Annotated in this window: 11 protein-coding genes and 1 pseudogene; 5 read left to right on the forward strand and 7 right to left on the reverse strand. The window is 69.4% G+C overall.

The window, feature by feature from the left end:
- Positions 1 to 299: pseudogene (locus AC3A46_RS18900) on the reverse strand (MFS transporter); the annotation flags it as partial.
- Between the two features lie 164 nt (positions 300 to 463).
- Here AC3A46_RS18900 and AC3A46_RS18905 point away from each other — a divergent pair.
- Complete coding sequence (locus tag AC3A46_RS18905) at positions 464 to 1,072, forward strand: TetR/AcrR family transcriptional regulator (protein WP_487666607.1); 609 nt, start codon at positions 464 to 466, stop codon at positions 1,070 to 1,072.
- A gap of 3 nt (positions 1,073 to 1,075) precedes the next feature.
- Here the strand turns inward: AC3A46_RS18905 and AC3A46_RS18910 are convergent, their stop codons facing one another.
- Positions 1,076 to 2,473, reverse strand: coding sequence for a DUF2252 domain-containing protein (locus AC3A46_RS18910; protein WP_487666608.1), 1,398 nt, complete (start codon positions 2,471 to 2,473; stop codon positions 1,076 to 1,078).
- 54 nt (positions 2,474 to 2,527) lie between these two features.
- On the opposite strand from AC3A46_RS18910, the gene AC3A46_RS18915 reads away from it, so the two are divergent.
- Both AC3A46_RS18915 and AC3A46_RS18920 read left to right on the forward strand, forming a co-directional pair.
- On the forward strand, positions 2,528 to 3,622 hold the full coding sequence (locus AC3A46_RS18915) for an AI-2E family transporter (RefSeq protein WP_487666609.1): 1,095 nt from the start codon (positions 2,528 to 2,530) through the stop codon (positions 3,620 to 3,622).
- Between the two features lie 43 nt (positions 3,623 to 3,665).
- Positions 3,666 to 4,757 carry a DUF998 domain-containing protein gene (locus AC3A46_RS18920; RefSeq protein ID WP_487666610.1) on the forward strand — a complete coding sequence of 364 codons (1,092 nt, stop codon included), beginning with the start codon at positions 3,666 to 3,668 and terminating at the stop codon, positions 4,755 to 4,757.
- Here AC3A46_RS18920 and AC3A46_RS18925 read toward each other — a convergent pair.
- Positions 4,746 to 6,089 (reverse strand): ion channel protein, encoded by a 1,344-nt coding sequence (locus AC3A46_RS18925; RefSeq protein ID WP_487666611.1) that lies wholly within the window; start codon positions 6,087 to 6,089, stop codon positions 4,746 to 4,748. The genes AC3A46_RS18920 and AC3A46_RS18925 overlap by 12 nt on opposite strands.
- Positions 6,090 to 6,200: 111 nt before the next feature.
- Between AC3A46_RS18925 and AC3A46_RS18930 the strand changes: the two genes are divergently transcribed.
- Entirely contained in the window at positions 6,201 to 7,073 is an 873-nt protein-coding gene (locus AC3A46_RS18930) for a potassium channel family protein (RefSeq protein ID WP_487666612.1), read from the forward strand.
- 97 nt (positions 7,074 to 7,170) lie between these two features.
- Here the strand turns inward: AC3A46_RS18930 and AC3A46_RS18935 are convergent, their stop codons facing one another.
- From AC3A46_RS18935 to AC3A46_RS18945, 3 genes are read right to left on the reverse strand one after another with little or no spacing between them, the layout of a single operon-like run.
- Positions 7,171 to 7,506 (reverse strand): SHOCT domain-containing protein, encoded by a 336-nt coding sequence (locus AC3A46_RS18935; RefSeq protein WP_487666616.1) that lies wholly within the window; start codon positions 7,504 to 7,506, stop codon positions 7,171 to 7,173.
- Positions 7,507 to 7,535: 29 nt separating this feature from the next.
- A complete protein-coding gene (locus tag AC3A46_RS18940) occupies positions 7,536 to 7,952 on the reverse strand; it encodes a DUF6325 family protein (protein WP_056365956.1) in 417 nt (138 codons plus the stop codon).
- 24 nt (positions 7,953 to 7,976) lie between these two features.
- A complete protein-coding gene (locus AC3A46_RS18945; RefSeq protein ID WP_487666613.1) occupies positions 7,977 to 8,366 on the reverse strand; it encodes an SHOCT domain-containing protein in 390 nt (129 codons plus the stop codon).
- Between the two features lie 174 nt (positions 8,367 to 8,540).
- Here AC3A46_RS18945 and AC3A46_RS18950 point away from each other — a divergent pair, with 174 nt between their 5' ends.
- Positions 8,541 to 9,680, forward strand: coding sequence for an AI-2E family transporter (locus AC3A46_RS18950; protein ID WP_487666614.1), 1,140 nt, complete (start codon positions 8,541 to 8,543; stop codon positions 9,678 to 9,680).
- Positions 9,681 to 10,084: 404 nt separating this feature from the next.
- Here AC3A46_RS18950 and AC3A46_RS18955 read toward each other — a convergent pair whose 3' ends face one another.
- Complete coding sequence (locus AC3A46_RS18955; RefSeq protein ID WP_487666615.1) at positions 10,085 to 10,957, reverse strand: endonuclease domain-containing protein; 873 nt, start codon at positions 10,955 to 10,957, stop codon at positions 10,085 to 10,087.
- Positions 10,958 to 11,494: the final 537 nt, after the last annotated feature.

The raw sequence follows: 11,494 nt of genomic DNA on the forward strand, positions 1-11,494 counted from the left end.
GACGGGACGAGCGCCGCCGCGGCGAACCCGGCGAGCCCGGCCGCCAGGCCGATGCGCGCGACCGTGCGGCGATGCGCTCCGGCGCACAGCGGCGCCGTCGCGAGACCGGTGATCGCGGTGGCGAGAAGCGTCGCGGTGACGATCCAGCTCGCGGTGAGCACGTCCGTGCCGAACCCGGTCTGCAGGGCCGTGATCATGTACGGCGAGAGGTTGACGCCGAGGTAGCCGGCGATGCCGATGGCGAAGGTCGCGGCTGCGGTCGGGAACCGCAGGGGCACGCGAGCGGTGAGGTCGTTCATACGGGATCCTTCTGTCGTTTCCTGCACGACGGTGTGCGACACCCGGCCAGCCTGGCCGGTAAACGAACGGTATTCGTTTATTGTTGCACGGATGTGACGGATCCGGGAAGCTCCGATGACGGCAGACCCGCCGAAGCTAGGCTGACCGGGATGGAGGGAGACGGATGCCGCGTCCTCGCGTGAACCTGCTGTCGGTCGATCTCATCGCCGACGCCGCGATCGAGCTCGCCGACTCCGGCGACACGTTCGGCGTCAATGCCCTCGCCCGCAAGCTCGGGGTCACGCCGTCGTCGCTGTACAACCACGTCGACGGCAAGGACGCCATCATCGAGCTCATGCGCTCACGCCTCGGCGCCCGGTACTTCCCCGAGCCGATCACGGGGGAGTGGGACGAGATCGTGACGGGAACGGTGCGGGGCCTGCGCCACCTGTATGCCGATCACCCGCTGATCGTGCCGCTCATCGTCGGCAAGACGATCACCGATCCCGGTGTCATCGGCAGCTACGACCGGCTCGCCACCGCGCTCGTCGACGCGGGCGTGCCCGACGACGAGGTGCTCGCGATCGTTGCCATCGTCGACGCCTACGCGATCGGCTTCGGCCTGGACCTCGCCTCACCCGACGAGATCTGGCAGCCGACGGTGCCGACCGCGACGCTCGGACGACTGATCACGGATGCCGCGCACGGCGCCGAGCGCAGCGACGCGGCCTTCGAGATCGGTCTCGAGATGCTCGTCGCATCGCTGCGCCTGCGGCTGCAGAACCGCCGCTGACCCTCAGCTCGCCGCGTCGACTCCACGGTGCGCGCGGAACAGCTGCCAGTCGGCGCGTGAGAGGTCGGCGTACGCGTACGCCCACTCCAGGATCGCCTCGCCCGCCACGCGGCCCCCGCCGACGTAGCCCGCCACGGCCGCGGAAGCGGGGGACTGGCCGTGCGCCCGGGCCAGCGTCGCCGCGCACGCGTCGGCGTACCAGAGGAACGAGGAGTCGTCGAGCTCGTCCATGTCGAATCCGCCCTTCTTGTCGCGGAACTGACGGACATAGAAGTCGCGCTGGGCGCCGTACGTCGTACGGCGGACGAAACCGAGGAAGGGGTCCGACACCGACTGGAGGATGCGCTGCATGCCGACCACGCGGCCTCCGTCGCCGTGTTCATCGATGAACCGCGTGACGACGTCAGGCTGCTCGGCCTTGCCGTACTGGATCAACACGCTTCTGCCTGCCTCCTTGCCCTGGAGGAGCAGCACGCCGTCGTCGCCGTCCTGCATCGAGATCACGAAGCAGCGCGTTCCGACGCTTCCCACCCCCACGACGCGCAGCGCGATGTCGGACATGCGGTACTTCTGCAGCAGCGCGCGGATGTCGATGTTGGCCGACTGCACGTACTGGTCGAAGACGCCGAGGACCCGCTCCTCCGACTGGGCGTCGATGTGGGTCATCGTCGGCGGCGCCTCGACGAAGACGACCCTGCCATCCGCGCCGACCTGAGTCATCTTCTTCGCCGCGCGGGCGCCGGTGCGCTTCTCGGCCTCCTTGATCGCGGAGTCGATGGCGGCGCGGGTGTCAGCGTCCACGGCTCGCTCGGCGGCCATGGCGTCGAAGCGGTCGTAGTAGCGCTTCAGCGGACTGCGCTTGGCGCCGGTGCCGATCGCACGCGCATAGACGCGCACCGCGTCCAGCGATGCCTCACGCACGACGGAGTCGGCGCGCCCGGTCGATTGCCCGGCGATGACGATGCTGGTGACCAGGCGCTTCACGTCCCACTCCCACGGCGCCCAGGCGGACTCGTCGAAGTCGTTGAGGTCGAAGACGAGGGTGCGCTGCGGTGACGCGTACAGGCCGAAGTTCGACACGTGCGCATCGCCGCAGGACCCGACGCTCACGCCGCTCGACGGCGAACGCGCGAGGTCGGCGGCCATCAGCGCGGCCGTCCCGCGGTAGAACGCGAAGGCGCTCGCGGCCATGCGCTCGGTGCGCACCGGCACGAGCTCGGGAACCCGGTCCGCGTCCTGTGCGTCGAGGATCGCCATCGGGTCGCGGTCGTTCGTCGGCAGCTCGGCGAGCGACTCCCGGGGAGTGTGCTCGCGGGCGGCGCGGCCATCGGCGATGTGGTCGGCGTACGACGGCAGAGGGGCCCAGGTGCGGCCGATGGGCGAGGCGTCGATCGTAGACATGGGCCCAGTGTGGCATTGAGCAGCACCGACCGGGAAGAGCGGTACCCTGTCGCCGTGACCCGCGCCGCGCAGCCCGCTCCGCCCCCCGCGATTTCGCCGAGCCTGCGCGTGCTCCTCGTGCTCGCTGCCAGCGTGATCGTGCTCGCCGGCGTGTACTTCGCCCGGAGCCTGATCGGCCCGCTGGCGCTCGCCATCGTCCTCGTCGTGATCTGCGAGCCCGTCCGTCGTCCGCTCGAGCGCCGCGGCTGGCCCCGCTGGGCGGGTACGACCGCTGTCATCCTGCTCGCCTACCTGGTGCTTGCGGTCATGGGCGTGCTGCTGTGGGTCGCCGGCGTGCAGTTCGCGGGCCTCGTGTCCGACTACCTCGACCAGCTGCGCGGCAGCCTCGACGACTTCCTCGCGTGGCTGCAGTCCGCCGGCCTCGATCAGCAGGCGACGGATGCGGCGGCCTCGGTGCTCGACCCCCAGGCGCTGCTGGGACTCGTGGGGAGCATCGGGGGCACGGTGATCGGGGTGGTCACGGCCCTCTTCTTCGTCGTCTCGTACATCATCTTCACGGCGGCCGATGCCGCCCGGTACCGCGACGCGGAGCGGGTCTTCGGCGCCGGCCGTCGCCCCGTGCTCGCCCGGATCGGACGCCTGAACACCGGTGTCCGCCGCTACTACGTCGTCAATGCCTCGTTCGGCGCGATCGTCGCGATCATCGACGGCCTGGCGCTGTGGGCCCTCGGCGTCCCCGCGCCGATCGTGTGGGCGGTGCTCGCGTTCGTGACGAACTTCGTCCCCAACATCGGGTTCGTCCTCGGCCTGATCCCGCCGGCCGTCCTCGCGTTCGTGGTCGGGGGCTGGCCGATGTTCCTCGCGGTCATCGCGATCTACTGCGTCGTCAACGTGGTGCTGCAGGTGCTCGTGCAGCCGAAGTTCGTGAGCGACGCGGTCGACCTCAGCCTCACGCTGAGCTTCTTCTCGGTCGTGTTCTGGACGTTCGTGATCGGCCCGCTGGGCGCGATCCTCTCGATCCCGCTGACATTGTTCGTCAGGACGCTGGTGCTCGAGGGCGACCCTGGCTCACTATGGCTGCGGTGGCTGTCGGGCGACCGCACGGCTACTCCCGCGTCCGCCGCCCGCGAGTCGCTGACCGAATCCTGACCCACCTCTCGCCCGCACCACCCGAGACCTCCCGGAGCCTCCGATGACCCAGACCTCGCTCGATCGACCCACCCCCGAGCAGCCCGCCTCGCCCCGCCGGAGCGGAGGAATCTTCGACGCCTCGAGCGAGCGATCGCTCGAGGCGCTCGCTCTCGGCGTCGGCGCGATCTCTTTCGTCCTCGTCGCCCTCGTCTCCCTGATCGCGTTCCAGTTCCAGGCCGCGCCGATCTCTGGTCCCGGCTCGGTCGGCCAGTTCGCGGCGATCGCCTCGGGCGTCGTCGCCTTCCTGGCTGTGATCGCGGGCCGGATCGTCGTGCACCGTCATCAAGGGGGCGACCGACTGCGTGTGCTGGACTACATCGACGTCGCGGCCCTCGCCTTCGCGCACGGCGTGATCGCGCTGCTCGGATGGACGCTGCTCGCGGTCGTCCTCGAGCAGGCCTTCATCGGCGCGACGGTGTTCGCGCTGCCGGTGCTCATCCTCGCGGGGGCGACCGCCGCGATGAGCGGCTATCTCGCGTTCTACTCCGCGACGCACATGGACCTGCAGCTGCTGGCAGTGGTGCTCGCCGTGTTCCTGGTGTTCGGCGTCCTCGCCAGCATGCTGACCGCGAGCGACCCGAACTGGTGGAAGGACAACCTCAGCGCCCTCGGCATGTCGTCGAACGTCTCCGCCTTCGCGTTCAACATCACGATCATCGTCGCCGGCTTCCTCGTGACGACGCTCGCCCGCTATTCCACGCGCGGCATCCCGACGGAGAACCCGAAGGGGATCGGGCGCGTGCGCGTGACCCTCATCGTGCTCGGCGTGTTCCTGGGACTTGTGGGCGTGTTCCCTGTCGACCAGTTCTTCGCGCTGCACACCGGCGTCGCGTCGGGCATGGTCGCGGCCTTCGGCGTGCTCGTCATCGCGCTTCCGAAGTGGATCACCGGCATCTCGCGGGCCTTCGTCGTGCTCGGCTGGCTCTTCCTCGCCGTCACCCTGCTGCTCGCGGTGTTCTTCTTCATCGGCTACTACACGCTGACCGCCGTGGAACTCGTGGCGGGCATCCTCGTGTTCACGTGGATCGTGCTGTTCATCCGCAACGCGGCGGCGCTGCAGCAGGACTCGTGGCAGGCGGCGTCAGCGGACTGAGGCCCCCTGCTCCCAGAGGAGGCGGGCCGGCGGGCGCTCGCGCGCGAGGTCGTCGGGCGTGATGAGCATCTCGCGCGCCCGCGTCACGACCAGCCACGCGGGCAGAACGATGATGCAGAGCATCGGCAGCACGGTGATGTCGTCCACGAGGGCGACGGCCACGAAGAGCGCGACCCAGCCGTCGCGCGCGATCGCCAGGACGACGCCGAGGATGCCGCAGGCCACCGCGAGTGAGAGCGGGAGCCCGGGAAGGAGCGCGCCGCCCAGCAGGCCCGCCGCCACGCCGAGGAAGACCGCGGGGAAGATGCGACCGCCGCGGAATCCCGCTGACGCCGCCACCAGGAGGGCCGCCATCTTGACGAGGAGGATGATCGTGAGCTGCCCGGGCGGGTAAGCGTCGGGGTCGGCGAGCAGCTCTGCGCTCTGGTCGAGGCCCTTGAACAGGGTGATCGGTCCGCCGATCGCGCCCAGCAGGCCCAGCACCACGCCCCCGAGCGCTGTGAAGAGCAGTGGATGCCGCAGCGCGTGGAACGCGCGGTGCACCAGCGGGAAGAGAGAGATGCCGACGAGGCCGAAGGCGGCCGCGCCGCACGCGATGAGCGACCCGGTCAGCAGATCGAACGGCTGCGGGGCGCCGTAGGGGTCGAACGGAGACTGCGCTCCGAAACCGCCGCCGAGAAGGTAGGTCGTGACGGAGCCGGCGCCTGCGGCGACAAGCGGGAGGAAGAGCTTGTCCCACAGCGAGCCGCCCATCTTGAACTCGCCGACCATGCCGGTGAAGACGAGTGCCGCGGCGACGGGTGTGCCGAACAGTGCACCGATCGTCGCCGAGATGGCCAGCGCACCGATCAGCGCGGGCGGCACGGACTTCGAGACCCGGGCGATGATCGCCACTGCCAGGGAGATGTTGATCGCGATGATCGGGTTCTCAGGGCCGAGACTGACACCGCCGGCGAGGCCGAGGATGACGACGGCCGCGAGTCCGGGCAGCACCGACAGCTTGAGCGGCGCGGCCGCGAGTGCGGTCGTCGCCGAGTCGGGCCCGGCGTGGCCGGGCACGAGCCACACCACCAGCCCGACCGCGATTCCGGTGAAAGTCAGCACGGCGAAGATCCACCACGGCGAGTCGGGCGCGATGCCCAGCGACTCCGGCAGGTTCGTCCAGAGCCCATCGTCCAGCTGATCGGCGAGGAGATCGACGGCGCGCAGCGAGAGCGCGGACAGGACGCCGATGAGGATCGCGGGGATCGACAGCAGCACCAGCCGGCGGACGGTGAGCTGCGGTCCCGGTGGCGTGGCCGGTGCGGGCGAGGCGGAGGAGGGACCGGGCATGGGCACACGATATCGGCAGGGGTCCGCGTCGCGGGGATCGCCGGCGACACGATCCCGCACCACGGGGCGCGTCCACGCGCACCGCGGCACGGCATGCGCCATGATTCGGCTGTGGACGAGCACACCTGGCACAAGCGAACCCAGACGCCGCTGATCATCGCGAGTCTCGCGTACCTCGTCGCCTACTCATGGCGCGTGATCGGCGACCTGCAGGGACCCGCCTGGATCGTCGCCACAGTAGTGGTGCTCGTCACCTGGGCGATGTTCATCGCCGACTATCTCGTGCGTCTGAGCCTCGCCGACAACAAGCGGGTGTGGTTCCGCAGGCATCTGCCCGCGCTTGCCTTCGCTCTGGTCCCGGTGCTGCGTCTCGTCCGGCTGCTGCGGTTCCTGACGCACATCCCGGGTATGAAGACGACCGCCGGCGGTGTGCTGCGCACGCAGATCCTCGTCTACGGCGTGGGCGCATCGCTGATCCTGATCTACATCGCGTCGCTTGCCGTGCTCGAGGCCGAACGTCACGCGTCCGGCGCGAACATCACCACGTTCGACATCGCGATCTGGTGGTCCTGCGTGACCGTCACGACAACCGGCTTCGGCGACTACACGCCCGTGACGGGTGCCGGCCGATGGGTCGGCGTCGGGCTCATGTTCGGCGGGGTCGCGCTGGCCGGCGTGATCACGGCGACGCTTGCCTCGTGGGTTCTCGAGCGTGCGGCCCGCGAGCACGACGACGAGGAGCCCGCGACGCGTGCACAGCTGCGTGCGCTGATCGAGCGGATCGACGCGCTCGCCCTTCCGGGCGGACCCGTGGGCGGTGCACCTGGTGCCGCGCCCGCGGACGATGCGCCGCGCGACGTCGGCGGTCAGGATCATGCCGGACGGTCCGACACGGACGACTTGGCAGGCTCGCCCGGGGCCCCGGGGGAGGAGCGGCACGCCGGCGGCTTCGGTGACGGCGGCGACGACCGCCCCGGCGGCTGAGCCGAGGCATCACCTCGGGGCGCAGCATCCGTCCCCCCCCCACACGCCAGAAGGCCGCGTCCCCGGCGGGGGAGCGCGGCCTTCTGGACGATGCGCGTCAGGAGAGCAGCTTGGCCTTCGCGGCCGCGAACTCCTCGTCCGACAGGATGCCCTGAGCGTGCAGCTGTGCCAGCTGCGTGATCTTGGCCATCATGTCGTCCTGAGCGGGCGCGGCGGCCGGCGCAGGAGCCTGGGAGGCCTGGGCGTTGGCGACGGCCTGCGCCGCCGCCTGGTCCATGGCCGCCTGCTGAGCCTGCGCCTCGTACGCCTGCTGCTGCGACTGGTCGTAGTACTTCTGCTGCTGGTGGCGTGCGACGCTGCCCGAGACGGCCGTCGCGGTTCCGGCGACGACAGCGGTGCGGGCGGCCATGCCGATCAGGCCGGGACGGCCCATTCTTCCGAGTGGCATGTGTCTTTCCTCCTTCAGTCCGCGTTCTCGGCGAGGAACGCGTTGACGATCGGTGCCGGGATGCCTTCGCGTGCGATGACGGCGCCACCGGCGTCGTAGAGCGCCGCGGCGAACGACTTCGCCCACAGCAGCTCGATGACGAGGATCGCGGCCGACGAGCCCGGCTCGAGGTTCTCGGCGAGGTACAGGATGTCGTCCTGGCCCGCGAGTCCGGCGAGGTCGAGGGCGGGAGCGCCGTCGTCGATCGTGTCGGACAGCTCGAGCACCTCGATCTCGCCCTCGGGCGAGCGGCGCGCGAACACGAGGTCGAGCACGTTCACCGTGCCCGAGGCGACGAGGTCATCGATCGCCTGGAGTACCGCCGGGCCCGGGCGGTCGCCCTCGAAGCCGATCGCGTAGAACTCGATCGGGCCGTAGTCGAAGGTCGTCATGTCTTCTCCTGTTCCGGTGCCGGCTTACGCCGCCAGCGCCTTGGCCTTGAGGGCGTCGAACTCGGCCTGCGAGATCGCGCCCGAGTCGAGCAGCGACTTGGCCTTCGCGATGTCGTCGGTCGCGCTGGAGCCGGATCCGGCGGTCTGGCGGATGTAGGCGTCCTGTGCGGCGCGAAGCTCCTGCGCCTGCGCGATCGAGCGCTTCTGCATGCCGTTGCCGCGGGCGATCAGGTAGACCAGCGCGGTGAGGAACGGGACGAAGATCAGGAACAGGATCCAGATGGCCTTCAGCCAGCCGTTGAGCGAGTCGTCGCGGAACAGGTCGCCGATGATCGAGAAGAGCACCATCAGGTACGCGACGAAGACGAAGATCCAGAAGAACCAGAGGATGAAGTCCCAGATGCCGCCACCCATGTCACACCAGCTTTCTCGACGGAACGAGCCGTCGGAATCGAATAGTCAAAGGGACCGACCGTGTCGTGGTCATCCCCTGGCAGAACCGTACTACCTAAACGCGGCAGACGAGCAACGAAAATCCGTGCCGCGTCGGACTGTTCCCCCGGCGTTCACAGGCCCCATTATTAGGGCATGACCGACCCCGCCGAACCCGTCACCTCGTCCGTGTCCGCCGAAGAGGTGGTCGGGGTGACACAGGAGCGCCCCCGCCGGTTCGCGAAGGTGCTCGCCGGCTTCGACCATCCGCTCGCGACGGGCTTCCTCGCCACCATCGGCGTTCTGGGCGCGATCGTGCTCGGATCGGCCATCGCATCGATCTCGACCATCCTCGTCTACATCATCCTGGGCATGTTCCTCGCCATCGGCCTCGACCCCATCGTGCGGATGCTCGAACGCCACAAGGTCAAGCGCGGCGCCGGCATCGCGATCGTGTTCGCCGGCTTCGCGCTGGTCATGGTGGCGTTCTTCGTCTTCGTTCTGCCGCCGGTCATCGCCCAGATCGTGCAACTGGTGCAGGCGATCCCCGAGCTGGTAGAGAACATCCCGCAGTCCGAATGGTTCGCGCGGCTGAGTCCGGACGCGCAGGTCGCGGTGCTCGGAGCCCTCGAGCAGATCGCCACGTGGATCTCGGCGCCGTCGACCCTCGCGGCGCTCGGCGGCGGTGTGCTGGCGGTCGGCGTCGGCTTCGTCGCGGCGATCTCGGCGAGCTTCATCGTCATCGCGCTGACGCTGTACTTCCTCGCGTCGCTGACGGCCGCCAAGCGCGCCTTCTACGACCTCGCCCCTGCCCACAGTCGCGTGCGCCTCGCGGACCTCACCGAGCGCATCACCGACTCTGTCGGCAGCGCCCTCATCGGCTCGGTCATCCTCTCGTCGATCAACGCGGCCGTGGTGTTCGTCCTCCACCTCGTGATCCAGCTGCCGTTCCCCGCGCTCATGGCCGTCATCGCCTTCGTGGTCACGCTGATCCCGCTGTTCGGCTCCGTGATCTTCTGGATCTTCGCGTCGATCATCGCGCTGTTCACGAGCCCGGAGCAGGCGCTGATCTTCTTCATCGCGTACCTCGTCTACATCCAGATCGAGTCCTACGTCGTCAGCCCGCGCGTGATGAACAAGGCGATCGAGATCCCCGCCGCCCTCGTCCTCATCGGCGCCCTCGCCGGCGGCGCGCTCGCCGGCATCGTCGGCGTCCTGGTCGCCCTGCCCGTGATGGCATCGATCCTGCTGATCATCCGCGAGGTCGTGGTGCCGCGCCAGAACCTCAAGGTCTAGCGGGTTCTCTGCGTGTGGGGGACGGATGCCGCGGGCCGCGGCATCCGTCCTCCCACATTCCGTCGCGTCGCGTCCCGGGGGCGCCCGCTCCTCGCGCTGCCTCCCGCTGCCTCCCGCTCCTCAACTGAGGACCGTCGCCGAGGTGAGGAGCGCACAGGCCGGATGCTCCGCATCTCGGCGCATCTCCTCATTTGAGGAAGCGGATCGAGCCGCGGTGCGCGGCGTTTCCGCGGCTCCGGCGCGCCGTCGTCCTCAATTGAGGAGCGTTGCCGAGTTGAGGGCCGTCCGCTGCGGACGGGCTCCGCATCCGGGCGCAGCTCCTCAATTGAGGAGCACACGCTCGTCGTACGCCGAAGCGGGGCCGTGCGGACGGTGCTGTTCGGCAGTACGTCGGGAACGCGGGGTCAGCGCGCGAGGTGCAGACCTTGGGCGACGGCGTTCATCACGAGCTGCTGGACGTGAGGCCAGTCATCCATGACCTGCCTGTAACTGACGCGAATCACGTGGTAGCCGCGGAGCATGAGCTCGGCATCGTGCCGGTTGTCGGAGTCGCGCTGGAGTCCGACATGGTGGCCACCGTCGATCTGCAGAACAAGCCGGTCGCCGACGAGGAAGTCGACGCGATGACCATGAAGCCAGATCTGGTGGAGAATCCGCACGCGGAGCCAGCGCAGTCGACGCGGCACGATGGTCTCGAGCCCCGAGTCGGCGAAGGGCGTCGCTTCGGCGAGGATGTCGCGGGCAAGACCGGGCAGTCTCAGGCGCGCGAGCACCTCGCGGTCGATCAGGCTCTTGTTCAGCGCGGATTCCCACACGGTGAGCGCATGTTCGAAGGGCTGACACTGCGCGATCGCGACAAGGGTGTTCTCGATCCCGTCTTCCAGCACATGCGGCGTGCGGGCGACGACGGGTACGAACCAGTGGACGATCGTCTTCGGAGCTCCCGCGCTCTCCTCCGGCTCCAGCCGCACGCCTCCGGAGCTCGGCGGAGCACAGACGTGCTGCCGTGACGTGTCGCCGTGCACCCACAATCCGAGCCGTTTGGCCTGCGTGATGCACCCCAGGACGACGCCCGCGCGTGCGGCGGCGACCAGCTGCGGATCCGCGCTCGGCAGCGCCAGCCAGGACCGGCGGATGCGCCAGAGCGACCCCGCTGCCACCGCGTCCGCCAGATCGCGTTTGCTCGTGTCCCTGCCGAGGAGGGCTGACTGGCGGGCAATCCCGTTCTGCGCGTGCAGTCGCTGCATCCACGGCGGCTCCGACGTGACTGTTCCCATCGATTCAGAGTGGATGCCCGACGCCGTCGGTTCACCGCGTTCACGGAGATCCGATGAGAACCGCCGCCACGGGCGCCTTGGGGAGGAGGCGCGGTCGAGCGGTGCGCGCAACCTCCCACGACCGCTCCTCAATTGAGGATCTCGGCTGAGATGAGGACCGACTCGGTGAGGGCCGCCCTCATCTCGGCAACGGTCCTCAAATGAGGAGCGGGGAGGCCTCGGGCGGCACACGCATCGGAAGGCGCGGGAAGCCTCGGGCGGCACACGCATCGGAAGGAGCGGGGAGGCCTCGGGCGGCACACGCATCGGAAGGAGCGGGGAGGCCTCGGGCCGCCCTCGCATCAGGAGGAGCGGGGCTCCGGGGCGCAGACACAGCGGGAGGCCTCGGGCGGCAGACACATCGGAAGGCGCGGGGAGGCCTCGGGCCGCCCACGCAACAGGAGGAGCGGGGGCCGTGGGCGGGTGACGTCCCGCTTGTTGGTGGAGTTTCTCGACACCGTGCGGGTCAGCTTGTTTGATTATGCCGCGGTCAGTTCC

It is taken from the genome of Microbacterium sp. Soil_C_42 (genome assembly GCF_057656735.1).

Excerpts from the sequence above, each read along its gene's own strand:
- AC3A46_RS18905 (WP_487666607.1), top strand. The coding sequence starts at position 464 with ATGCCGCGTCCTCGCGTGAACCTGCTGTCGGTCGATCTCATCGCCGAC.
- AC3A46_RS18910 (WP_487666608.1), bottom strand. The coding sequence starts at position 2,473 with ATGTCTACGATCGACGCCTCGCCCATCGGCCGCACCTGGGCCCCTCTG.
- AC3A46_RS18920 (WP_487666610.1), top strand. The coding sequence starts at position 3,666 with ATGACCCAGACCTCGCTCGATCGACCCACCCCCGAGCAGCCCGCCTCG.
- AC3A46_RS18925 (WP_487666611.1), bottom strand. The coding sequence starts at position 6,089 with ATGCCCGGTCCCTCCTCCGCCTCGCCCGCACCGGCCACGCCACCGGGA.
- AC3A46_RS18935 (WP_487666616.1), bottom strand. The coding sequence starts at position 7,506 with ATGGGCCGTCCCGGCCTGATCGGCATGGCCGCCCGCACCGCTGTCGTC.
- AC3A46_RS18940 (WP_056365956.1), bottom strand. The coding sequence starts at position 7,952 with ATGACGACCTTCGACTACGGCCCGATCGAGTTCTACGCGATCGGCTTC.
- AC3A46_RS18945 (WP_487666613.1), bottom strand. The coding sequence starts at position 8,366 with ATGGGTGGCGGCATCTGGGACTTCATCCTCTGGTTCTTCTGGATCTTC.
- AC3A46_RS18950 (WP_487666614.1), top strand. The coding sequence starts at position 8,541 with ATGACCGACCCCGCCGAACCCGTCACCTCGTCCGTGTCCGCCGAAGAG.
- AC3A46_RS18955 (WP_487666615.1), bottom strand. The coding sequence starts at position 10,957 with ATGGGAACAGTCACGTCGGAGCCGCCGTGGATGCAGCGACTGCACGCG.